Raw genomic sequence first — 22,097 nt, forward strand, 5'->3', positions numbered from 1 at the left:
GGGTCAGTTCTGTCGGTGCGGCGCCTGTGAGGTCGACGCGGTGGTGCGCTCGGCTCCGGCGGTGCGGCGGATGGTGGTGAGGATGAGGCCGGTCGGTGGCAGGGCGGGCATCCGGTGCAGGTCCAGGGCCAGGTTCTGCGGGGGCACCTCGTAGCGCATGGTGCTGGTCAGGTTGGTGACCGCCCGCTTCATCAGGTCAATGGTGATCCACTCACCGGCGCAGCGGTGCCCGGTGTCGGGGTCGCCGCCGCCCTGCGGGACCAGCTCGAACGGGTCCACGCGGCGGCCGGCGAACCGCTCCGGGCGGAACAGCTCGGGCTGCGGCCAGAGCGCCGGGTGGTGGTTGGTGCCGTACAGGTCGAGCAGCACCCGCCGGCCCTGCGGGAAGTGGTGGCCCTGCCAGTCGAAGGAGTGTCGGACCCGGGCCGCGGCGAGCGGGAAGAACGGGTAGTAGCGGCGTACCTCCTGGACGAACTGCCCGGTGGTCTCGTCGTCGTCACGGACCCGGTCCCGCCACGCGGGGTGGTCGTGCAGGGCGAGGGCGGCGAAGACGATGAACCGGTCCACGGCGACCGTCGGCCGCAGCACGTTCAGCAGCTCGACGGCGGCGATGCGCCGGGGGAGCAGCCGGCCCCGGGAGTCGCGGTGCTCGGCGATCACCCGCAGGGCGCTGCCGTCCGGCACGGAGAGGGTGCCGACCCGGGTGCGTTCGATGACGTCGGCGAGCCAGCGCTCGGCGCGGCCACGGGCGAGCAGACCCCGCCAGTGCCGGGGGCCGACCAGCGCCGGGGCTTCGATCATGGCGTGCAGGTCGACGGTACGGCGGTCGACCTGCGACGGGGCCAGCGGCACCCCGGCCCAGGCGCAGACGGCCCGGGTGAGCAGCCGGCCCAGCTCGTCGTAGAGGACCACCGGCGCGGCGGCCTCCCACGCGGGGAGGCGGGCCTGCCACTCGTCGTCGAAGAGCTGACCCAACCGGCGGATCGCGGTCGGGGTCATGATCGACATGAGCATCGCCTTGCGGTCCCGGTGCTCCGGGCCGTCCAGCCCCTGCACCCCGCCCCGGCCGGTGAGGGTCCGCTGCACCCGCAGCGGCATCGCCGTGCGCCGCTGGCAGCGCTCGGTGTCGTAGAACAGCTCCGCCGCCGCCCGGCCGCGCATGCAGATCGTCCGGGTCAGCAGGATCCGGGTCTGGAAGATGTCGCTGCCGTACCGGTCACAGCGGTCGCTGACGAACCGGTAGCCGGCGCGGAGGAACGCGAGCGTGCTTTCGGGGCTGCGGTCGACTGGCATGGTCGCCATCGGGTCTCCTCACGCGCGGGTGCCCGGTGCGTCTACCCAGGTCGGCGCTCCTGAACCCCGCCGCGGACCGACGCGGTGGTACGCCGTCCGCCCGGTTCGCGACGGCCACCGGATCGGCGTCCGCTGGCCCCTCCCACCGGCGCGGAAACCTGGTTGGCTTCTCGGTGGGTGGCCGGCCGGAAACGGGGGCCGGGGCCGGGTGGCCGGCGGCGTGGCCGCGACCACGGATCACGGGGAGGGTGGATGCGGGACAACAGGTCGCCGTACTGGCGGCAGCGGCGGGCGGTCGGGGCGCTCGGCATCGGCCGGGGGCGGGACGGCGCAGGGCTGATCCGTCCGCCCGGGCGACCGAGCCGGCCGCACCGGTTCTTCACCGTGCATCTGGGCTTCACCGCGCCGGGCGCGGCCGACGCGCGTGAGGTGGCCGTGGCGTACGCCGAGTCGCTGAGCCTGCTCCGCCCGGAGCTGGCGCTCGGTGCGGCGGCCCTGTCACCGGCGGACGCCTGGCACCGGGCCGAGCGGCTGTTCTGCGGGGCGGTCGGCCCGGACGGGGAGCGCTGCGTCGACGTGGCCGACCATCCAGGTTTCCACCACGCCCCGGGGCCCGGCGGCCTGGGCTGGGGCGACGGTGACGGCCCCGGCGACGGGTGACCGGCGGTCGACCACCAGCGTCGCCGTGCCGGTGTCCCGAGGCGGGGCACCGGCACGGCGGTCAACGAACCGGGCCGACCGTCAGTCCAGGTCGAACTCGCCGTCCTGCGCGCCGGCGACGAACGCGTCCCACTCGGCCTGGGTGAAGACCAGCACCGGCCCCTCCGGCTCGGCGGAGTTGCGCATCCCGATCAGGTCGTCGACGAACGCGACCTCGACGGCGCTGTCGGAGGTGTCCCCCTCGGCCCGCTGCCAGACCGCCCGAGAGAGGTCGAAGTCGCCCTTGGGGTGCTGCGCCATGGTTCTTTCCTCCAGTGCCGAGGGTCGTGTGGTGACCGCGTGCGGATCCCCATCGGGCAGGATAAGCGGATGCCCAGCCTGACCCGTGTAGAGGCGACCGCGCGTGGCGCGGCGATTACTGTCGAGTCTTATCAGGTGGACCTCGACCTGACCGGCGGCGCCGACCTGTTCCGCTCGCGTGTCGAGATCCGGTTCCGGGCGACCCCCGGCACCGCGACCTTCGCCGAGATCAAACCCGCCACACTCCTGGCGGTACGCCTCAACGACCGCGACGTCGACCCCGGCGTGCTGACCGACAACCGGCTGCCGCTGAGCGACCTCGACGCGGAGAACACCCTGGTCGTCGAGGCGGAGATGGCGTACTCCAACAGCGGCGAGGGGATGCACCGCTTCGTCGACCCGGCCGACGGTGAGACCTACCTCTACGCGGTGACGTTCCTCGACAACGTGCAGCGCGTCTTCGCCGCCTTCGACCAGCCCGACCTCAAGGCGTCGTTCACCCTCGCGGTGACCGCCCCTCCGGAGTGGACGGTCGCCAGTAACGCCGAGCTGGCCGCCAACCCCTCGCCCGGTCGCTGGGAGTTCGCCCCGACCGCGCCGCTGGCCACCTACTTCTTCTCGCTGATCGCCGGGCCGTACCACGTGCGGCGGGCCGAGCACGACGGCGTGCCGTTGGGCATCTACTGCCGCCGGTCGCTCGCCGAGCACCTGGACGCCGACGCCGAGGAGATCTTCACCATCACCCGGCAGTGCCTGGACCGGTTCCACCAGCTCTTCACCGAGCGCTACCCGTTCGGCAAGTACGACCAGGCGTTCGTGCCGGAGTTCAACGCCGGCGCCATGGAGAACCCGGGCATCGTCACGTTCCGCGACGACTACGTGTTCCGCTCGGCGGTCACCGACACCCAGCGGGAGCTGCGGGCCACCACCATCGCCCACGAGATGGCACACATGTGGTTCGGCGACCTGGTCACCATGCGCTGGTGGGACGACCTGTGGCTCAACGAGTCCTTCGCGGAGTACCTGGGCACCCGGGTCACCGCCGAGGCGACCCGTTTCGACCAGGCGTGGACCACCTTCGCCATGCGCCGCAAGGCCTGGGGGTACGCCGCCGACCAGCGTCCCTCCACCCACCCGGTCGCGCCGGATGAGGTGGCCGACACCGACGAGGGTCTGCTCAACTTCGACGGCATCTCGTACGCCAAGGGCGCCGGCGTGCTGCGGCAACTGGTCGCGTGGCTCGGCGACGAGGCGTTCCTCGCCGGCCTGAACGCGCACTTCGCCGCGCACCGCTTCGGCAACGCCACCCTCGCCGACCTGCTGGCCAGTCTCACCGCCGCGAGCGGCCGGGACCTGTCCGGCTGGGCCGACGTGTGGTTGCGCCGGCCGCAGGTCAACACGCTGCGCGCCGAGGTCTCCGTGGACGCCGATGGCCGCTACACCGAGGTGGCCGTGGTGCAGACCGCGCCCGAGTCGTACCCGGTGCTGCGCCCGCACCGGATCGGTGTGGGCCGCTACTCGGCGGACGGCACCGTGCGACGCGACGAGGTGGACCTCGACCCGGTCACCGACGGCGGCCGGACGGTGCTCGGCGAGCTGGCCGGGCAGCCGGCGGCCCGGCTGCTGCTGCCCAACGACGGCGACCTCACGTTCGCGAAGGTGCGCCTCGACCCGGCGTCGGTGGACGCCGTGCCGCTGGTGCTGCCGGGGCTGGCCGACCCGCTGGCGCGGGCGGTGCTCTGGAGCGAGGCGCTGGACGCGGCGACCGACGGGGAGCGACCGGTCACCGGCCTGGTCGACCTGATGGTCGCGGCGCTGCCCGCCGAGACCGAGGTGATCATCGCGGAGGACGTGCTCACCCTCAGCCGCTCGCTGGTCGACCGCTACCTCGACCCGCTGACCCGGTCCGCGGCGCTGGCCCGGGTCGCCGGGGCGTGCCGGCAGCTTCTCGACGGCGCACCGGCGGGGGAGTCGTTGCAACTCGCCGCCGCGCGGGCCTGGATCGCCGCGACCACGGACGCGGACCTGCTCACCGGCTGGCTCGCTGGCCGGGCAGTGCCGGCGGGGCTGAAGGTCGACGCCGAGCTGCGCTGGTCCGTACTGCGCCGGCTGGTGGTGCTGGGTGCCGCCGGCGAGGCGGAGATCGCCGCCGAGGCGGCCGCCGACCCCAGCGCCACCGGCGCGGAGCGGGCCGCCCACTGCCGGGCGGCCCTGCCCGACCCGGTCGCCAAGCAGGCGGCATGGGACATCATCGTGCGGGACACCGAGCTGTCCAACCGACTGTTGGAGGCGACCGCCGAGGGGTTCTGGCAACCCGAGCAGCCCGAGCTGACCGCCGCGTACGTGCAGCGGTACTTCGTGGACATGCCGGCCGCCGCGCATCGGCGTACCGCATGGACGGCCGACCGGGTGGCCTCCCTCGCGTTCCCCCGCTACGCGGTCGCGCAGCCGACCCGGGAGGCGGCCGCGGCGCTGCTGGCCCGCGACGACCTGACGCCGGGCCTGCGACGGGTGGTCACCGACGCCGACGATGACCTGCGCCGCGCGCTGATCGCCCGGACCGCGGTGGCCGCCGCGACGGCCTGAGACGCCTCGGGTGCGGGGTGGCCGGAGAGGCCACCCCGCACCCGGCGTTCAGCGCAGCGCGGGCTCCGCCGTGACCGGGGCGTCCCAGTCGATGACGTAGCGCTGCTCGTGGGCGACCGTCTTCTCCGGGTCCATGGCGGTGCGCACCAGCAGGGGCATCAGCAGCGGCATGAGCGTCCGGGCGACCGGTCCCGGCGCCTTGGCCTGGTTGATGCGGGCCGCGCGGGCCGCCACCTTCTCGACGCGGGCGCGGCGGAGCCGCTCGAACGCGGCGAACGCCGACGCCACGTCCGGCAGGTCACGCAGGCAGCGGGCGAGCTGCACCGCGCTCTCGATGGCCAGTGACGCCCCCTGCCCGGAGCTGTTCGACGGCGCGTGCGCCGCGTCGCCGACCAGCACCATCCGCCCCCGGTGCCAGTGCGGCACGGGCGGCATGATCTGGAGCGCGCCGACCACCTGGAGCTCGTCGGCGCTGCTGGTGGCCGTCAGCTCCCGGCCCGGATCGTCGTCGCCGTAGGCGGTGCGCAGCGTGGACAGCCACTCCGTCGACGGCACCGTGCGGGCCTCGACCAGGCTCAACGGCCGCTGGTGTGGCAGGTTGGCCCCCCATCGGGTGCCGCCCCCGGGCTCCGGCCAGTAGAGGTAGTAGCCGCGTCGCCCGAACGCGAAGGTCATCGTGCCGGGCTCGACGTCCACCTCGTGCCGGGCCACCGCCTCGAAGCCGAGCAGCCCGGTGAACCTCGGGCCGGGCGCGGCCGGGTCGATGAGACCACGCACCGTGGACCGGATGCCGTCGGCACCGACCAGGATGTCGGCGGTGGCGGTGCTGCCGTCCTCGAAGCGGGCGGTCACGCCGTTCCGCGTCTGCTCGGCGTCGACGAGCCGCTTGCCGTAGACGAAGGGGACCCCCTCGGCGACCGCCCGGTCGTGCAGCACCCGGTGCAGCTCGGCCCGGTGCACCACGCGCAGCGGCGGCACCCCGGCCAGCATGGGCAGGTCGATGCGGCGACGACCGACGGCCATGACGCTGCGTTCGATCGGCGTGGCGATGGCGGTCACCGCCTGGTCCGCGCTGACCGTGCGCAGCGCGGCCACGCCGTTGGGCGCGAGCGCGAGGGTGCCGCCGATGCCGCCGACCCCGCTGGCGGTGGCGGGGTACGCCTCGTGGACGGTGGCGGTGATGCCGGCGCGGTGCAGCGCGAGTGCGGTCACCGGGCCGGCGATGCCGCCGCCGACGACGATCGCGGTTCGTACCGTGGTCATGTTCTCTCCCTGGGGTTCGTCGGTGTGCGCGTACGAACCGACCTGGGAGGGACCCCGGCTATCCTCTGGTTGCCGCTTCGGGCCGGATGCCTTCCCAGGTGTCGGTTCGAGGTATGGGCTCCGGCGGGGTGTTGGCGCACCCCGCCGGAGCCGTCCGTCAGTCGGGGGTGTCGAGGTTTCCGTTGCTGGTCCTCTCTGCCAGCGCGGTCAGCTCGGCCGGCATCGCGCCGGTCTCGTGGAAGGCCCGCCAGGTGTCCAGCCCCGGATAGCTGCCGGAGGTGAGCTCGGCGAGCAGTGCCCGCAGCCAGGACGCTTCCGCGCCCCGCATGGCCAGGTCGTACTCGGTCTCCACCAGGAACAGGCGGGGGATCTCCCGCAGGTGCGCGTCGAGCGTCTCCCGCTCCTGGCGGATCGTGTCCTCCAGCCGGTCGAGGCGCTGCCGCAGCAGGTCGGTGGCCTCGTCGGGGTGCAGTGCGGCGAGCACGGACAGGCCGGCGCGGAAACGGGGATGCTCCGGCATCGGGGTGGAGACCAGCTCGCGGGCCCAGTCGACCAGCTCCGCCCGCCCCGCGTCGGTGATCCGGTAGACGGTGCGTTCCGGTCGCCGGCCTTCGCGGAGGCTTTCCACGGCCTCGATCATGTCGTGTTTGTCCATGTTGCGGATCACCGTGTAGAAGGATCCCCACTTGAAGTCCATGTCCTGGTCCTTGCCCCAGGCGCGGAGTGCGGTGGCGATCTCGTACGGGTGCATCGGCCGCTGGACCAGCGCGGACAGCACGGCCAGCGCCAGCAGGTTGCCGACCTTGCGCCGCTTCGGCACGACAACCCTCCCGTCCTCGCTTCCGATTACTCGTATACGAGTATAGGCGCGCGGAACATCCCGCCGCGACCCTCGGCCGTGACCCACTCGCTTCCCGGACGGGCCGGAACGGTCCGCCGAGACGCCCGGCCTACGATCACGGGGTGGAGGAAGATATCCGGCGGATCGGGATCATGGGTGGCACCTTCGACCCGATCCACCACGGGCACCTCGTCGCGGCCAGCGAGGTGGCTGACCGGTTCGGCCTGGACGAGGTCGTCTTCGTCCCCACCGGGCAGCCGTGGCAGAAGGCCGACGAGCCGGTCAGTCCCGCCGAGGACCGGTACCTGATGACCGTCATCGCCACCGCGTCCAACCCTCGCTTCCAGGTCAGCCGGGTCGACATCGACCGGAGCGGGCCGACCTACACCGTCGACACGCTGCGCGATCTCCAGGCCGAGTACGGCCCCAAGGTGCAGCTGTTCTTCATCACCGGCGCGGACGCGCTGCAACGCATCCTGTCCTGGAAGGATCTGGACGAGATCTTCGAGCTGGCCCACTTCATCGGGGTGACCCGGCCGGGTTTCGCGCTCAGCGACAAGCATCTGCCGGCGGACACCGTCAGCCTGATCCAGGTGCCGGCGATGGCCATCTCGTCGACCGACTGCCGTGCGCGGGTGGCCCGGGGCGAGCCGGTCTGGTATCTCGTGCCCGACGGTGTGGTGCAGTACATCGCCAAGCGACGCCTTTATCAGCGCTGATGGTGCCCGGTATGGCCCATTTCATCCGCGTAAACGGCCAGAACTGACAAGTCGGGGCGTCGCCGGGTGTGAGACGCTTGGTGGATCGCACGGTTGATCGAAGGAGAACGGTGACAGTTTCCGAACGCGCTCACGAGCTGGCAATGGCTGCCGCCCAGGCCGCCGCCGACAAGAAGGCGCAGGACATCGCGATCATCGACGTCGGCGACCAGCTCGCCATCACCGACGCGTTCCTGCTCGCCGCCGCCCCCAACGAGCGTCAGGTGCTCGCCATCGTCGACGCCATCGAGGAGCGCCTGCTGGAGCTTCCCGAGAAGGCCAAGCCGATCCGGCGCGAGGGTGAGCGTGGCGGCCGCTGGGTGCTGCTCGACTACGTCGACATCGTGGTGCACGTCCAGCACACCGAGGAGCGCGAGTTCTACGCGCTCGACCGGCTCTGGAAGGACTGCCCCACCATCCCGTTCGTCGACCGCGACCTGGTCGAGGCCGAGGCCGGCGGGTCGACCGCAGCCGAATGACCCGTCTGATCGTCTGGCGGCACGGCAACACCGACTGGAACGCCGCCAACCGCGTGCAGGGGCAGACCGACGTACCCCTCAACGAGCTGGGGCGCGACCAGGCCCGCGCCGCCGCGCCGCTGCTCGCGTCGCTGCATCCCGACGCCATCGTTTCCAGCGACCTGAGCCGCGCCGCGGAGACCGCCGCCGCGTTGGCCGCGCTGACCGGGCTGCCGGTCCGCAGCGACGCCCGGCTGCGCGAGCGGCACTTCGGCCAGTGGCAGGGCCTGCACCTCACCGAGGTCGCCGAGCGCTTCCCCGACGAGTACGCCCGTTGGCGCGCCGGTGACCCGGCCCCCGGCGCCGACCTGGAACCTCTGCGCGACCTCGGCGAGCGGGTCTCCGCGGCGCTGCGGGAGGCGGCCGACACGGCGCCCGGCGGCACCGTGGTGATCGCCACCCACGGTGGCGGCTCCCGGCAGGGCGTCGGTCACCTGCTCGGCTGGGACCACCGTGTGCTGCGCACCATCGGTTCACTGGCCAACTGCCACTGGACCGAGCTGCGGCACGACGACGTCCGGGGCTGGCAACTGCGGGCACACAACGTCGGCGTGGTCAGCGCGCCGGCCGTCGTCGACGCGGTCTGACCGCCGTCGCGCCCGGGCCGGCTTCCGCTGACCGGCGTCCGCCCGCGTCTCGGCGTTCGGCGCCCCGATCGGCTAGCGTGCCGGGCATGCCCGTCGCGGTCGTCATCGACTCCACCGCCTACCTTCCGCCCGACCTGGTGCAGGCGCACCGACTGACCGTCGTCCCGTTGACCGTCGTGCTCAACGGAGCCGAAGGGTTGGAGGGGGTGGAGACCCAGCCCTCCGACGCCACCCGGGCGCTCAGCGGCCGGCGGGTCACGGCCAGCACCTCGCGGCCGGCACCCGAACAGTTCGCGCGGACGTACCGCCGGCTGCTCGACGCCGGCGCCGACGGAGTCGTCTCGGTGCACCTCTCCGCCGGCCTCTCCGGCACGGTGGAGGCGGCCCGGCTGGCCGCCGCCGACCTGGACGGCCGCGTCGAGGTGGTCGACAGCCGCTCGGCCGGCATGGGCCTCGGCTTCCCGGCCATCGCGGCCGCCAGGGCCGCCGAGACCGGCGCCGACCTGACCGGGGTACGCGACGCCGCGCTCGCCGCCGTCGCCCGGACCACCGTCTGGTTCTACGTCGACACGCTGGAGTTCCTCCGCCGGGGCGGCCGGATCAACGCGGCCGAGGCGCTGCTCGGCACCGCCCTGTCCGTCAAACCGATCATGCACATGCCGGACGGCGCGATCGTGCTGCGGGAGAAGGTGCGCACCGCCAGCAGGGGAGTCGCCCGACTGGTCGACCTGGCCGTCGAGGCGGCCGGCGACGACGAGGTGGACCTCGGAGTGCACCACCTGGCGGCGCCGCAACGGGCGGATGCGCTGCTCGCCGCGCTGACCGAACGGCTGGGTGAGCGGCTGCACGACACGTACGTCTCCGAGGCGGGCGCCGTGGTCGCCGCGCACGCCGGTCCGGGGTTGGCCTGCGTCGTCGTCCACCGCCGACCGAAGGGCTGAGCCGTGCCCACGTCGTGCGTGGTGACCGGGGGTGGCCGTGGTGTGGGCCGTGCCGTGGTGGAACGGCTGGCGGCGGCCGACGGCATCGTCGTCGTCATCGAGCACGACGCCGAAGCGCTGGACTGGCTGGCCGGGCACCGTGCCGCCGACCGGTTGATCGCGGTGGTCGGCGACGCGGGCGACGAGCGGGTGGCCGAGCGCGCCGCCGAGCTGGCGGAGCGGGCCGCGCCGCTGACCGGCTGGGTGAACAACGCGGCGGTGTTCCGGGACGCCTCCCTGCACTCGACGTCGGCCGACGCGGTGCTGGACCTCATCGGGCAGAACCTGCGCCCGGCCGTGGTGGGCGCCGCCGTGGCGGTCCGCCGGTTCCTGGCCGCCGGCGCGGGTGGAGCCATCGTGAACGTCTCGTCGCACCAGGCCCACCGACCGGTGTCCGGCGCCCTGCCGTACTCGACGGCGAAGGCCGCCGTGGAGGGGCTGACCCGGGCGCTGGCCGTCGAGTACGGGCGGCACGGCATCCGCGCCAACGCGGTCGCGCTCGGCTCGATCGCCACCGAACGCCACACCGATTTCCTGGCCGCGCAGGAGCCCACCCAGGCCGAGTGGATCGACGCCGAGTTGGCCCGGTTGCATCCCGTGGGCCGGATCGGGCGGGCCGACGAGGTGGCGGAGGCCGTCGCGTACCTGCTGTCGCCCGCGGCGAGCTTCATCAACGGGGTCACCCTGCCGGTGGACGGGGGACGGGCCGTGCTCGGCCTCGACCCGGAGGCCCGCTGAGCCCGTCGTCACGGTCGGGTCGTTTCTCCCGTCAACGGGCGCGAGCCCAGTCGACGAAGCGGTCCGTGAGGTTGACGGGCGGGTTGCTCGGGTTCAGCGCGGTGAGGTCGCGGGCTGCTTCCTCCTGAAGGGACGCCAGGTGCACCAGCAGGGCCGGACGGTCATCGCGGTACTCGCCGAGGAGACGCAGCTTCGCGGCCGAGCAGGGCCAGGCGATCCCGCAGGTTCGGCAGCGCCAGGACGGCTTGAGCACGGGGTGTTCCGAGCGCCAGGTCATCCGCCGACCCTCACCGGGTTCCGGCCAACCGAGCGGCGGCGTCCCGGAACGACCGCAGGGGCGACCACGAACTGCGCACCCCCGGGTATGACGTACAGCGACCGCCGGGCCAGCGCCATGCCGTCAGGCCCAAGCTGGTAGGCGTCGATCCACAGCCAGCCGTCGTACGCGGTCCAGTCCAGCACCCGGATGACCCGGACCGTGATGGGTCGGAAGAACTGCGGGCTCGCCGCACGGGTCAGCAGCAGGACGTCGCCGGACCGAACGCTGCGGGCGATGCGGCCCGGCACGACCGGGCGGGCGGGCGGCGACGTTGGCGGTGGCGTCAGTGGCGGGCCAGTGGGCTTCGGCTGCGGCTTGTCGTTCGGCACAGTGCGCCCCTCGAACTCGTTGGGAGGGGCCGCCCCGGTGAGTGCTCGCCCGCAGGGCGGCCCCGCTACGAACGCGTCCGCCGGGTTCGGGTCCCTGCCGGCCGCGCCGTCTACGAAGCACCCTGCCAACTGTTGCCGAACCAACACACTGCGTAGCAATATCTCCTGTGGACGTGCAGAACGTTCCGGGAAGGATTCAGATGAACCACGCGGTCATCGAAGCGATGTCGGCATCGGGCGAGACGGCGGACAGCCTGGCAGGTCAGATAGGCGTCGATCCGAAGACGGCAGCCAAGTGGGCCAACCCGGGACGTATTCCGCAGACTCGCCATCGGGCAAAGGTGGCGGCAATCCTCGGCCGCGAAGAGACGGACCTTTGGCCCGACCTGTTCAAGCGGCGAGAACCAGCATGGTTCCGGCCGTGGACCGACATCGAGCGCGAGGCTGTCGCATTGCGGTGGTACGAGTCCGCTGTGTTACCCGGCCTCCTTCAGACCGAGGCGTACGCGCGAGCAGTGTTGAGCAGTGGGCACTGGGCTGGCGACGATATCCAAGGGCACGTCGAGACCCGCCTTCGCCGTCAGGCTGCCGTGTTCAATCGGCCTCGTCCACCGCTCACCGTCTTCGTCATCGACGAGGCAGCACTACGCCGGGGGCAACCCGACATCATGATCGACCAGATAGATCACCTGATAGCGCTCGCCGAGCGGCCGGCCATCATGGTTCACGTGGTCCCGCTGACGGCTGGATTCCATCCCGGGCAAGCAGGACCGTTCGTCATCGCCAGCACACCCGCAGGTGACGATGTCGGCTACCTCGACGACCAGGCATCTGGGCGCATCAGTAATGACGTTGCTCCGTTGTGGGCGGTGTGGGATACCGTGAGGTCGGTAGCGCTACCGCGAGACCTGACCATCGATCTGATGAGAGCGCGAGCATGGATGACCTGACCAGCGCCCGCTGGCGCACCAGCACCCGCAGCAGCTCGAACGGTGGGGCGTGCGTCGAGGTCGCCGACAACCTTCCCGGCGTCGTCCTCGTCCGCGACACGAAGGACCGTGACGGCGGAACGTTGACCTTCGGGCCGGCGGCCTGGCAGAGCTTCGTGAACCTGGCCAAGGGGATCGGCACCGCAAGCTGACCAGAGGCAAGGAGAGCCCCGGTCACCCGTGACGGGTGTGCCGGGGCTTATCTGTCACCGCCGGAGGCCGCCTGGTCCTGACGGTCAGGGGCGCGCCGGGTACTGGAGCGCGGTGAGCAACTGACTGTGCAGGTTGGCGTTGGAGTACAGGCCGCCGCCCTGATCGCCCGCACGTCCTCCGGTTCGATCGGTGAAACGGCCGCCCGCTTCCTCGACGAGAAGGATCCATGGCGCGTGATCCCAGATGTGGTAGCGCTCGACCAGGAAAGCATCGATCTCGCCACGAACAAGCTCGACGAGCGGGAGAGGGCTCGCCGGTGGGCGGGCACTCGGTGGGAGACTGGATCTGGACGCATTGTCCAGAGCATCGAACCGAGCCTCAGCCAACATCGACGTGGCGCTGACTTCGAGGCGTTTCGGTTCGGCCTCCTCACGGGGCCAGGACGATTCGAAAGAACCGCCGCCCCGGGTCGCCCACCAGCAGCGTCGCAACGCAGGAGCGGTGACGACCGCAAGCTCGGTGCTCCCGGCAACCTCCAGCGCGATGTGCACTCGCCAGTTCGGATCTCCCCGGCTGAAGAACGACGTGCCGTCGACCGGGTCGATGATCCAGACCCGATCGGACTGACCGTGGTGGCCGAATTCCTCGCCGAGCAGCGCATCTTCTGGCCTCGCCGCGGACAACGTCTCGCGAAGCAGTCGCTCGACTGCCCGGTCGGCTTCCGTGACCGGTGTGCCGTCGGCCTTCAGCGTCGCCGAGACACCGGACTCGAAGTAGGCGAGCGCGAGATCCGCCGCCAGATCCGACGTGTCGAACGCGAGTTGTAAGTCAGCAGCGCTGTCCACGACCGGCGACGCTATCAGCCCAGCGGCCCGCCTCAGAGTGCCGGCCAACCCCGAACAACGCGACAAGCACCAACCGCTCCTGACCAGGCATTCTTGGCACATGGGCCATTCCGCGAACCTATCCCCGGAGGCATCACCATGTTCACCACGAAGTTCTGGAAGGCCACCGCCGAGCGGGCGGTGAAGAGCGCCGCGCAGGGCCTGTTGCTCTACTGGGGCGCCGACGTCGCGTTCAACGCGTGGCAGGCGGACTGGGCGGCGGCTGGTGGCATCGCGTCCGGCGCCGCTGTGCTGTCGGTGCTCACCTCACTGGTCAGCGCGAAGCTGTCGGGAGAGCCGGACTCGCCGAGCCTGGTCAGGAGCGAGTGGTAGCCGCCTGGGTGTGGTCACGCGGCGAGCGCCGGAGTCGGTCAACGCGGCGAATCCCGGTCGGGTGAGGCGCTGATGATTCGGACGGCCGGGGCGCAGCTCGCTGGATCCCGCCGGCACCGGCAGATGCCCGACTGGTGAATGCCGTCCCTCAGCCGGTGATGTGCAGGATCGTGTCGGCTCCGTCGACGGTCGCCTGGTCGAGCGGGAAATAGCCCTGCTGCGGGAGGGTGTCCGTGCGGGTGCGAGCGGGGGAGACCTCGGTGGCCGGGATCAGGCCCCAGCCGGTGATGCGGTGTTGCAGGAAACCCTCGAAGGTGTCCGGATCAGGCTCGCCCAGCTTGATTGCCGCACTGCTTCCGAGGCTGGCTGCGATGAAGTGGTAGCTCCCGATCCGCAGGGAGTCGACGATGGCCCCGGCGCCGAACCAGTTGGCGCTCATGTCGCCCATGCTCCAGGTGCTTCCGTTTCGTTGCAGGTGCGTGTTGTGGGCGAAGACCATCGTCGGGCCGCGCCCCGCTTCGACGCTGCGGATGTCGAGCAGATTGCGCGCCATCAGCGTGTCCCGCGTGGTCAGCAGGAGGCAGATCCGATCGCTCTGGGCGAGGGGCTGCGCCGCCTGCCAGTGATAGTGCAGCAGCGCGAGGCCGGCATCGAGGTGCGTCTTGGCCCGGAGCCACTCGGCGCATGAGGTCCTCGCGATCAGCTCCGGTGCGCGGGCGTACAGCTTCGTGAGCAGATCCTCGCCGATCTTTCGCAGCCGCTCGGCCTCGGGACTGGTGCCCATGGACAGGGCGAAGTCGAGGATCGCCTCATCGCGGCTCCAGCGATGGTCGTCTCCGGCGATGCCGGCGATGTCGAGGTTCTCGACGTGGAGATAGTCGCGTGCGTACTCGAAGTAGCTTCTCGGGCTGGGTGCGCTGGTGTTCTCGGTCGGGGCGTCGAAACCGTGGAAGGTCAGGCGCTCCTGCGCCTGTCGGTTCTCGTTGTACTCCCGCATCCAGGCGACCAGCCGCCGATTGGCGTCCAGGGCGCCGAAGTCGTGGGAGAACCCCTCGGCCATCACCGAGTCGAGGTCTCCGGTGCCGTGCAGGACATGGTCGTTGACCGCGAGCGCCGCGACGCGATCGGTCTCCAGGGCGATCGAACGGAAGCCGAGCTCGACCAGTTGGGCGAAGAGCTCGTTGCGGACCGCGCCGAACGCGGGCTCCTGGTGGGTCGGCTCGCCGAGGGCGAGAAGGTCACATGGCTCGGGTACGAAGTCTCGAATGTCCTGGCTCATGTGGCTCAAACGTACCATTGAAACATCGGTTGAGACTTTTCCCGATGAGCAGCGCATGACCTCGCGGCGAACCCTCAAACAAGCGGTGAACCACCCGGTGGGCGACGGGCCTGGCCTGACCTGGACGCCCGACGACCGCTAGCACGACGGAGGCATGATCAGGCGGTTGTCCACAGTGGCGTCGCTTGTCCACAGGACGACCACAAGCCCGCCCGCTGCCCGCGTCCGCCGCCATAGCGTCGCGTCGTGTCGCACGACGAGGAGACAGAGGTACGCCAGCGCCTGCGCCGGTTGGCCTACCCGCCAGCCGGGGGACAACCGCCTGAGGGGGCGCCGCTGTCGGGCGTACCTCCCCGGGGCTCGCCGTCACCCCTCGTCGAGATGCCGCCGCTCGCCGAGCCGGAGGCCGGCGTGCCTCCGGCTCCGGACGGCCTGACGGCTTCGGCGGGGTCGCGGCTCCCCGGGCCTCGGGCGTTCGACCCCGGGCGGCGTGGCGTGCGGGCGCTGGCCGTCGTCGCCGCCGTGGTGGTGCTGGCCACCGCCGGGTGGGCCTGGCGGTCCAGGCCGCAGCAGGAGGCGGTGGCCCCGCTGGCCAGCGAGGCCGCTCCGGCCACCTCGGCGGCCGGCGACCCCGGCGTGTCCGGCTCGGGCGAGCTGGTGGTGGCGGTCGCCGGCAAGGTTCGCCGGCCCGGGTTGGTGCGGTTGCCGGCGGGCGCCCGGCTCGCCGACGCCGTGCAGGCGGCCGGCGGCGCGCTGCCCGGTGTCGATGTGGCGCTGCTCAACCCCGCTCGCAAGGTCACCGACGGGGAGCTGATCGTCGTCGGGGTGACACCACCGCCGGTGCCGGGTGGTCCGGCCGGCCCGGCGGCGGGCGGGGCGGCACCCGCCGCCGGGCCACTGAACCTCAACACCGCCACGCTGGCGCAGCTCGACGCGCTGCCCGGGGTCGGGCCGGTGCTCGCCCAGCGCATCCTCACCCACCGGGACCAGCACGGCGGCTTCAAGTCCGTCGGTGACCTGCGCCAGGTCGACGGGATCGGCGACGCACGCTACGAGCAGCTCAAGGACCTGGTGACGGTGTGAAGGCCCCACCCGCCGCCCGTGCGCAGCCGCCGGATCCCTCGCCGCCGGACCTGCGGCTGGCCGGGCTCGCCGTGGCCGCCTGGCTCACCGCGCTTGCCGGCCTGCACCTCGGCGCCCGCCCGCTCCTGGTGGTGGCCGCGGTTGCGGCCACCCTCACGGTGGTCGGCGCCCTGCACCTGCTCGGCCGCCTCGGCCGCCCCCGGGCGACCGCCCGCCGCTACGGCTGGATCGCCGTCGCGGTCGGCCTCGGAGTGGTCTGCGGCGCGACGGCCACCGCCGCCCGGCTCGCCGTCCGGGACGCACCGCCGATCCGCGTCCTGGCTGAGCAGCGCGCCCCGGTCACCGCGGACCTGGTCGTCCGGGACGATCCACGCCCGATCCGGTCCGCCGGGCGGCCGGGCATGCTGCTGGTGCCGACCGAGCTGGTCCGGCTCACCGGTCCGGACGGTCGACGGGTCCGAGCGTCGGTGCGGCTGCTGGTTCTGGCCACCGATCCGGCCTGGCGGGGCCTGCTGCCCGGGCAGCGCCTCACCGCCGATGGCCGGCTCGGCGTTCCACGCGGCGGTGATTTGACCGGAGCGGTGCTCAGCACCAACGGCCCTCCCGAACGGCACGGTGCGTCGTCCTGGGCCCAGCGCGCCGCCGGGACGCTGCGCGCCGGCCTGCAACGGGCCTGCGAACCGCTCCCCGATGAGCCGGGCGGCCTGCTGCCAGGGCTGGTGGTGGGCGACACCAGCCGGCTGCCGCCCGGCGTCGAGGAGGACTTCCAGGCCACCGGCATGACGCATCTGAACGCCGTTTCCGGGAGCAACGTGGCGATCGTGGTGGGGGCGGTGCTGTTGCTGGCCCGGTGGGCGCGGGCCGGCCCGTGGCTCGCCGCCGGGCTCTGCGGGGTGGCACTGGTGGGTTTCGTCATCCTGGTGCGCCCGTCGCCGAGTGTCGTCCGGGCCGCCACGATGGGAGCGATCGGGCTCGCCGCGCTGGCCGCCGGCAGACCCCGGGCCGCGCTGCCCGCGTTGGCCGCCGCCATCGCCGTGCTGGTGCTGGCCGACCCGGAGCTGGCCGGCGATGCCGGGTTCGCACTGTCCGTGCTCGCCACCGGTGGTCTGCTGCTGCTCGCCCCCCGCTGGCGGGACGGGTTGCGCCGACGGGGCGTTCCGGCCGGGCTGGCCGAGGCGCTCGCCGTCCCGGCGGCCGCGCAACTGGCCTGCGCGCCGGTCGTCGCCGGCCTGTCCGGCACCGTCAGCCTGGTGGCGGTGCCCGCGAACCTGCTGGCGGTGCCGGCCATCGCGCCAGCGACCGTGCTGGGCGTGGTGGCGGCCACCGTGTCGCCGGTCTGGCCCGCCGGCGCCGAGTTCGCCGCATGGCTGGCGAGCTGGCCGGCCTGGTGGCTGGTGGTCATCGCCAGGCAGGGCGCCCGACTGCCGGCCGGCACCCTGCCGTGGCCCGGCGGGGTGTCCGGTGCCCTGCTGCTGGCCGGGTTGACCGTGGCGTTGCTGGTCGCGGTGCGCCGGCCGTTGGTGCGCCGGCTGGTGGCGGTGGTGGGTGTCGCCGCGCTGCTCGGTGCCCTCCCGGTCCGGTTGGTGGCCTCCGGTTGGCCGCCGCCCGGCTGGGTGGTGGTGGCCTGCGCGGTCGGTCAGGGCGACGCGCTGGTGCTGCCGGTCGCCCCCGGTCGGGCCGTCGTGGTGGACGCCGGGCCGGAGCCGGCGGCCGTGGACGGCTGCCTGCGCCGGCTCGGCGTGCGGGAAGTGCCGCTGCTGGTGGTCAGCCACTTCCACGCCGACCACGTGGGCGGGGTGGCCGGGGTGTTCCGGGGCCGCCGGGTGACGGCCGTGTTGACGCCACCGTCGACGGATCCGGCGGGCGGCCGGGATCTGGTCCATTCGGTGGCGACCGCCGGGCGGGCCCCGCTGCTGACCACCGTGGCCGGTGCCCGCCATCCGGTCGGCGGGGTCGACCTGCTCGTGCTCGGCCCGCCGTACCCGCTGGCCGGCACCAGATCCGACCCGAACAACAACTCCCTGATGCTGCGCGCCACCGTTGCCGGAGTGCGGATCCTGCTGCCCGGCGACGCCGAGACCGAGGAGCAGCACGCGGTGCTGGCGCGGGTGGCGCCGGGCCACCTGCGCGCCGACGTGTTGAAGGTCGCCCACCACGGCTCGGCGTACCAGGACCCGCAGTTCCTCGACGCGATACGGCCAGCCGTCGCGCTGGTGACCGTGGGCACCGGCAACACCTACGGGCACCCCAACCCGGGGCTGCTCGCTCGGCTGAGCAGGGGTGGCGCCCGGGTGCTCCGCACCGACACCGACGGTGACCTGGCGGCGATCCGGACGGGCGCCGGCCTGGCGGTGGTCCGCCGAGGGGTGCCACCGGGCCGGCAACCCTGAACCGGCCCACGACGGGCAACAGAGGTTCCTGGAAATTGCAGCGTCACCGACGAAATGGTGGGCGTATTGAGGATTGTGCGGTGGATTACGATGAATGTCGGGATTTGCACTGAGTGCGGGCTGCGCCGACTGAGCAGCGAATGACCAGGCACGATCCCGCCGTGGGCCGTGCGAATATGGGCGGCGTGACCCCCGCCGACCTCGCCCCCATTCTGCTCGTCCTCGGTGACGAGGAACTGCTCGCCACGCGCGCCGTGACCGAAGCTGTCGCAAGGGTCCGCAGCGTCGATCCCGAGGTGGACGTTCGCGAGTACCAGGCCGGGGCGCTCACCGTCGGCGAGATCGCCGAGATGCTCAGCCCGTCGCTGTTCGGCGGGCGGCGGCTGCTCATCCTGCGCTCCGGCCAGGATGCCCGCAAGGATCTGGTCGCCGCGCTGCTGGCGTACGCGAAGAACCCCGACCCCGAGGTCCAGCTCCTGGTGCTGCACCTGGGCGGCGCCAAGGGCAAGGCGTTCGCCGACGGGCTGCGGTCGGCGGGCGCGACAGTGGTCCCGGCGGCCAAGCTCAAGGGACACCGCGACCGGGTGGCCTTCGTCCGCGACGAGATCCGCCGGCTCGGCGGCAAGTGCACCGACGACGCCGCCGAGGCGCTGATCGCGGCCGTCGGCAACGACCTGCGCGAGCTGGCCGCCGCCTGCTCCCAACTGATCGCCGACACCGACGGGCGGATCGGCGCCGACACCGTCGCCCGCTACTACCGGGGCCGGGTCGAGGTGACCGGCTTCACGGTGGCGGACGCCACGATGGTCGGCGACGTGCCGGGGGCTCTGGAGGCGCTGCGGTGGGCTCTGCACGTCGGGGTCGACCCGGTGCCCATCGCCGACGCCCTGGCCGACGGGGTGCGTACGGTGGCCCGGGTGGCTTCGGCCGGGCGGGGCAACCCGTACCAGCTCGCCAGCAGCCTCGGAATGCCGGCGTGGAAGATCGAGCGCGCACAGCGGCAGGGGCGGGGCTGGACGCCGGAGGGCCTGGTACGGGCCATGCAGGTCGCCGCCGAATGCAACGCGGCCGTCAAGGGCGGCTCGGACGACCGGGCGTACGCCCTGGAACGCGCGGTCTTCTCGGTGGCGGCGGCCCGGCAGGGCAGCAGCCGGTGACCGGGCCGAACCGTACGGCGTGGGCCACCATCCCGGCCGACGAGGAGCGCTACCGGCCGCTCTACGCCCGGCTCCTCGGCCTGCGGTTCGTCAACCCCGGTGGGGTGCTCTGCTTCCTCTTCTTCGAGGGCACCATCGCGCTGGCCGTGCTGCTCGCGCTCGCCGAACTGGTCACCTGGTGGGCCGTGCTGGTGCTGCCGGCCGTGGTGGCGGCGATGGTCAAACTCAACGACATGGTGGCCGCGATGGTGGTCCGCTCCGCCGCGCTGGTGCCCGAGCAGGAACGGGACCGCTTCCGCCGGCAGATGGAGCCGGTGGTCGGCCGGGCCCGGGTCGAGTGGATCTCGCACAGCGTCACCGGCGTGGTGGTCGACGCCGATCCGGTGCGGCCCACCCACCGCTCGGACCGGTCGGACTGACCGACGCCGACGCCGGCACGGCCGCCAGCGACGGTGGCCGGACATGCGGAAGCCCCGGACCGGAGTCCGGGGCTTTCCGAATCAGTCTGACGGCAGTCGTCAGGCGGAGAGTGCACCCACGCGCTTCGCGATCGCGGACTTGCGGTTCGCGGCCTGGTTGGAGTGGATCACGCCCTTGCTGACGGCCTTGTCCAGCTTGCGCGAGGCCTCCTGCATCAGCGCGGTGGCCTTCTCGACGTCACCGGCCTCAGCAGCCTCGTTGAACTTCCGGACGGCGGTCTTCAGCGACGACTTGACCGACTTGTTGCGCAGCCGGGCCTTCTCGTTCTGCCGGTTGCGCTTGATCTGGGACTTGATGTTCGCCACGCGACAGCCTCGTCTTGATAGCTCGGGTTGGTCAGCTTGTGCGCGGCATGACGAACATGCGTCATCGCTGCGCGAAGAGCCAGGTTACCAGGTCGCCCGGGACGAGCCAAAACGGCTCGGCCCTCGCGCGGCCGAACGCGCCGGTCACCCGGCCCGCCGGGACCACACTACGCCCGACACTCAGCCGAGCCGGCCCGTCACCGCCAGCCCTGGCGGTGGGCGAGCCAGTCGAGCGCGTGTCCGCCGCTCCACCGCTGGTGGGCGGGCAGGTGCGGCGAGGCCGTCACCGGTGCCGCCTCGGCGCCGGTGAGGTAGTAGCCGGCCAGCGCGGCCAGGCTGGCGTCCAGCGCGTCGGGGGGTGCGTCCGCGGTCGCCGGGTGCGTGGCGAAGAGCCGGTCGGCGTCCAGGCCGCTGGCGTACGCGGTGATCAACAGGCCGGCCAGATCGAACCAGGCCGGCCCGTGGCACACCCAGGTCCAGTCGCAGAACCAGGCCCGGCCGTCGGCACCGATGAGCACGTTGTCCAGCCGCAGGTCGCCGTGGATCAGACCGGTCGCCCCGGCGGCGTACCGGGGGAGGCGGGACTCCAACGCCACCAGCTCGGGCAGCCGGCCCCGCACGGGCTCGGGCAGCGCCGGTGACGGCTCCCGGCCGGCGGCGACCTCCTCCCACCAAAGGATGTCCGACCGGGCCAGGTCCGCCAGGTGCGGCAGGCCGAGCGCGGTGAGCCCGGCCGGCGGCTCGGCCAGCGCGGCGGCGACCTCGGCGTACCCGGCCAGGGTGGCGTCCAGTTCGGCCGGCACCCAGGGCAACTGCGGCGTGTGGCCGTCGACGGCGTCGGTGCAGAGCACGAACCAGCCGGCCTCGGACAGCGTCCAGCGGGGGCGGGGCGCCGGCAGGCCGCCCGGCAGCCGGTCGAGGATCGCGGCCTCCCGGGCGTACCAGTCGACCAGATGCGGTTGCTCGGCGGCGGGTGCGGCCTTCACGAAGGCCCGGCCGCCGTCGGCGGTGTCGAGCACGGCCGCGAAGCCCCGGGTGAAGCCCGCGCCCGCGACCCGGACGGTGACCACCGGCGCGCCGAGGCGCTCGGCTGTCGCGTCCCGCAGCGCCGCCGGCAGCGCCGACCACGACGGGCGCAGCGCGCTGGCGTGGTACGGCACCGGAGGCAACGACGTGGGCGACGACACCCCACCATGCTGCCCCGGGGTACGTGCGCGGCGCGCGGCGACACTGCGAGACTGCCAAGCCATGAGGACCGAGGACTTCTGGGAGCTGATCGACCAGGCCCGCGCCGGCGGCGGGGGTGAGCCGGGGCCGGTCGCCGCGCGGGCCGTCGCCCTGCTCGCCGAGCGCGATCCGGAGGACATCGTCGGGTACGCGCGGCACCAGGCGCGGGTGCTGGCCGCCTCGCACAAGGCGGATCTCTGGGGAGCGGCGTACCTGATCAACGGGGGCGCCTCGGCGGACGGCTTCGAACACTTCCGGGGCTGGCTGATGACCCAGGGCCGGGCGGTCTTCGCCCGCGCCGTCGCCGACCCGGACTCGCTGGCCGAGCTGCCCCAGGTGCGGGCCGCCTCGCTCACCGGTGAGGAGTTCTCCGCCGAGCGGATGCTGGCGGTCCCGTGGGATGCGTACCGCAGGGCCACCGCGGCGGAGCTGCCGGCGGACCGGGAGCCGGTGCGCGCGCCGGACCTCAACGACTTCTGGGACTTCGACGACGAGGAGGAGGCCCGCCGGCGGTTGCCCCGGCTGGCGGCGCTCTTCGTGGAGCCGCCGATGGAGTGACGGTCCGGGCGGTGCGGCGCGGGTCGGGGCGGGGAGGATCGCCCGCGCAGCGGACGCGCCCCGGCGGCGTGGGATCATAGAGGGGGT

General features: G+C 72.9%; 25 protein-coding genes. 15 read left to right on the top strand and 10 right to left on the bottom strand.

Features of this window, described 5'->3' with window-relative positions:
- Nucleotides 1–3 precede the first annotated feature (3 nt).
- Complete coding sequence (locus ACTWLT_RS24300; protein WP_445320362.1) at nucleotides 4–1,302, bottom strand: cytochrome P450; 1,299 nt, start codon at nucleotides 1,300–1,302, stop codon at nucleotides 4–6.
- Between the two features lie 243 nt (nucleotides 1,303–1,545).
- On the opposite strand from ACTWLT_RS24300, the gene ACTWLT_RS24305 reads away from it, so the two are divergent.
- The gene (locus ACTWLT_RS24305) at nucleotides 1,546–1,953 is read left to right on the top strand and encodes a hypothetical protein (RefSeq protein ID WP_445320363.1); all 408 of its coding nucleotides are present in this window, start codon (nucleotides 1,546–1,548) and stop codon (nucleotides 1,951–1,953) included.
- Between the two features lie 81 nt (nucleotides 1,954–2,034).
- Here the strand turns inward: ACTWLT_RS24305 and ACTWLT_RS24310 are convergent, their stop codons facing one another.
- Nucleotides 2,035–2,253, bottom strand: a complete 219-nt coding sequence (locus tag ACTWLT_RS24310) for a DUF397 domain-containing protein (RefSeq protein WP_030491749.1) — start codon at nucleotides 2,251–2,253, stop codon at nucleotides 2,035–2,037.
- 69 nt (nucleotides 2,254–2,322) lie between these two features.
- On the opposite strand from ACTWLT_RS24310, the gene pepN reads away from it, so the two are divergent.
- Nucleotides 2,323–4,839 (top strand): aminopeptidase N, encoded by a 2,517-nt coding sequence (gene pepN, locus ACTWLT_RS24315; RefSeq protein WP_445320364.1) that lies wholly within the window; start codon nucleotides 2,323–2,325, stop codon nucleotides 4,837–4,839.
- A gap of 48 nt (nucleotides 4,840–4,887) precedes the next feature.
- Here pepN and ACTWLT_RS24320 read toward each other — a convergent pair whose 3' ends face one another.
- Together ACTWLT_RS24320 and ACTWLT_RS24325 are read right to left on the bottom strand one after the other, a co-directional pair.
- Nucleotides 4,888–6,102 carry an FAD-dependent oxidoreductase gene (locus tag ACTWLT_RS24320; protein ID WP_445320365.1) on the bottom strand — a complete coding sequence of 405 codons (1,215 nt, stop codon included), beginning with the start codon at nucleotides 6,100–6,102 and terminating at the stop codon, nucleotides 4,888–4,890.
- 157 nt (nucleotides 6,103–6,259) lie between these two features.
- Complete coding sequence (locus ACTWLT_RS24325) at nucleotides 6,260–6,922, bottom strand: PadR family transcriptional regulator (protein ID WP_445320366.1); 663 nt, start codon at nucleotides 6,920–6,922, stop codon at nucleotides 6,260–6,262.
- A 143-nt stretch (nucleotides 6,923–7,065) separates the two neighbouring features.
- Here ACTWLT_RS24325 and nadD point away from each other — a divergent pair, with 143 nt between their 5' ends.
- The 5 genes from nadD to ACTWLT_RS24350 all read left to right on the top strand — a co-directional run bounded on the left by nadD (nucleotide 7,066) and on the right by ACTWLT_RS24350 (nucleotide 10,524).
- Nucleotides 7,066–7,662: a nicotinate-nucleotide adenylyltransferase gene (gene nadD / locus ACTWLT_RS24330; protein ID WP_252417960.1), complete on the top strand. Its 597-nt coding sequence runs from the start codon at nucleotides 7,066–7,068 to the stop codon at nucleotides 7,660–7,662.
- Between the two features lie 110 nt (nucleotides 7,663–7,772).
- Nucleotides 7,773–8,180, top strand: coding sequence for a ribosome silencing factor (gene rsfS / locus ACTWLT_RS24335; protein ID WP_252417959.1), 408 nt, complete (start codon nucleotides 7,773–7,775; stop codon nucleotides 8,178–8,180).
- Nucleotides 8,177–8,806 (top strand): histidine phosphatase family protein, encoded by a 630-nt coding sequence (locus tag ACTWLT_RS24340; RefSeq protein ID WP_445320367.1) that lies wholly within the window; start codon nucleotides 8,177–8,179, stop codon nucleotides 8,804–8,806. The genes rsfS and ACTWLT_RS24340 overlap by 4 nt, the downstream gene beginning before the upstream one ends.
- 86 nt (nucleotides 8,807–8,892) lie before the next feature.
- On the top strand, nucleotides 8,893–9,747 hold the full coding sequence (locus tag ACTWLT_RS24345; RefSeq protein ID WP_445320368.1) for a DegV family protein: 855 nt from the start codon (nucleotides 8,893–8,895) through the stop codon (nucleotides 9,745–9,747).
- A 3-nt stretch (nucleotides 9,748–9,750) separates the two neighbouring features.
- On the top strand, nucleotides 9,751–10,524 hold the full coding sequence (locus tag ACTWLT_RS24350; RefSeq protein ID WP_445320369.1) for an SDR family NAD(P)-dependent oxidoreductase: 774 nt from the start codon (nucleotides 9,751–9,753) through the stop codon (nucleotides 10,522–10,524).
- 31 nt (nucleotides 10,525–10,555) lie between these two features.
- Here the strand turns inward: ACTWLT_RS24350 and ACTWLT_RS24355 are convergent, their stop codons facing one another.
- Entirely contained in the window at nucleotides 10,556–10,801 is a 246-nt protein-coding gene (locus ACTWLT_RS24355; protein WP_445320370.1) for a flavin reductase, read from the bottom strand.
- Nucleotides 10,798–11,079, bottom strand: coding sequence for a hypothetical protein (locus ACTWLT_RS24360; RefSeq protein ID WP_445320405.1), 282 nt, complete (start codon nucleotides 11,077–11,079; stop codon nucleotides 10,798–10,800). Before ACTWLT_RS24360 ends, ACTWLT_RS24355 begins: the two co-directional genes overlap by 4 nt.
- A gap of 293 nt (nucleotides 11,080–11,372) precedes the next feature.
- Here ACTWLT_RS24360 and ACTWLT_RS24365 point away from each other — a divergent pair, with 293 nt between their 5' ends.
- Together ACTWLT_RS24365 and ACTWLT_RS24370 are read left to right on the top strand one after the other, a co-directional pair.
- A complete protein-coding gene (locus tag ACTWLT_RS24365; RefSeq protein ID WP_445320406.1) occupies nucleotides 11,373–12,122 on the top strand; it encodes a DUF5753 domain-containing protein in 750 nt (249 codons plus the stop codon).
- Nucleotides 12,119–12,313, top strand: coding sequence for a DUF397 domain-containing protein (locus ACTWLT_RS24370; RefSeq protein WP_445320407.1), 195 nt, complete (start codon nucleotides 12,119–12,121; stop codon nucleotides 12,311–12,313). Before ACTWLT_RS24365 ends, ACTWLT_RS24370 begins: the two co-directional genes overlap by 4 nt.
- 84 nt (nucleotides 12,314–12,397) lie before the next feature.
- Here the strand turns inward: ACTWLT_RS24370 and ACTWLT_RS24375 are convergent, their stop codons facing one another.
- Nucleotides 12,398–13,159 (bottom strand): inositol monophosphatase family protein, encoded by a 762-nt coding sequence (locus tag ACTWLT_RS24375; RefSeq protein WP_445320371.1) that lies wholly within the window; start codon nucleotides 13,157–13,159, stop codon nucleotides 12,398–12,400.
- Nucleotides 13,160–13,297: 138 nt separating this feature from the next.
- Between ACTWLT_RS24375 and ACTWLT_RS24380 the strand changes: the two genes are divergently transcribed.
- Nucleotides 13,298–13,531: a holin gene (locus ACTWLT_RS24380; RefSeq protein ID WP_445320372.1), complete on the top strand. Its 234-nt coding sequence runs from the start codon at nucleotides 13,298–13,300 to the stop codon at nucleotides 13,529–13,531.
- A gap of 148 nt (nucleotides 13,532–13,679) precedes the next feature.
- Here ACTWLT_RS24380 and ACTWLT_RS24385 read toward each other — a convergent pair whose 3' ends face one another.
- A complete protein-coding gene (locus ACTWLT_RS24385; RefSeq protein WP_445320373.1) occupies nucleotides 13,680–14,867 on the bottom strand; it encodes an erythromycin esterase family protein in 1,188 nt (395 codons plus the stop codon).
- Between the two features lie 189 nt (nucleotides 14,868–15,056).
- Here ACTWLT_RS24385 and ACTWLT_RS24390 point away from each other — a divergent pair, with 189 nt between their 5' ends.
- The 4 genes from ACTWLT_RS24390 to ACTWLT_RS24405 all read left to right on the top strand — a co-directional run bounded on the left by ACTWLT_RS24390 (nucleotide 15,057) and on the right by ACTWLT_RS24405 (nucleotide 19,859).
- The gene (locus ACTWLT_RS24390; RefSeq protein WP_445320374.1) at nucleotides 15,057–15,893 is read left to right on the top strand and encodes a ComEA family DNA-binding protein; all 837 of its coding nucleotides are present in this window, start codon (nucleotides 15,057–15,059) and stop codon (nucleotides 15,891–15,893) included.
- Entirely contained in the window at nucleotides 15,890–18,283 is a 2,394-nt protein-coding gene (locus ACTWLT_RS24395; RefSeq protein WP_445320375.1) for a ComEC/Rec2 family competence protein, read from the top strand. The genes ACTWLT_RS24390 and ACTWLT_RS24395 overlap by 4 nt, the downstream gene beginning before the upstream one ends.
- A gap of 176 nt (nucleotides 18,284–18,459) precedes the next feature.
- The gene (gene holA, locus ACTWLT_RS24400) at nucleotides 18,460–19,440 is read left to right on the top strand and encodes a DNA polymerase III subunit delta (RefSeq protein WP_252417986.1); all 981 of its coding nucleotides are present in this window, start codon (nucleotides 18,460–18,462) and stop codon (nucleotides 19,438–19,440) included.
- Nucleotides 19,437–19,859, top strand: coding sequence for a hypothetical protein (locus ACTWLT_RS24405; protein WP_252417948.1), 423 nt, complete (start codon nucleotides 19,437–19,439; stop codon nucleotides 19,857–19,859). The genes holA and ACTWLT_RS24405 overlap by 4 nt, the downstream gene beginning before the upstream one ends.
- A 99-nt stretch (nucleotides 19,860–19,958) precedes the next feature.
- On the opposite strand, the gene rpsT is transcribed toward ACTWLT_RS24405, so the two are convergent.
- A complete protein-coding gene (gene rpsT / locus ACTWLT_RS24410) occupies nucleotides 19,959–20,225 on the bottom strand; it encodes a 30S ribosomal protein S20 (RefSeq protein WP_252417947.1) in 267 nt (88 codons plus the stop codon).
- A gap of 197 nt (nucleotides 20,226–20,422) precedes the next feature.
- Complete coding sequence (locus tag ACTWLT_RS24415; RefSeq protein ID WP_445320376.1) at nucleotides 20,423–21,475, bottom strand: phosphotransferase family protein; 1,053 nt, start codon at nucleotides 21,473–21,475, stop codon at nucleotides 20,423–20,425.
- Between ACTWLT_RS24415 and ACTWLT_RS24420 the strand changes: the two genes are divergently transcribed.
- Complete coding sequence (locus tag ACTWLT_RS24420; protein ID WP_445320377.1) at nucleotides 21,474–22,010, top strand: DUF4240 domain-containing protein; 537 nt, start codon at nucleotides 21,474–21,476, stop codon at nucleotides 22,008–22,010. The two genes, ACTWLT_RS24415 and ACTWLT_RS24420, sit on opposite strands and share 2 nt — an antisense overlap.
- Nucleotides 22,011–22,097: the final 87 nt, after the last annotated feature.

The sequence above is a fragment of the Micromonospora yongxingensis genome (assembly GCF_052601155.1).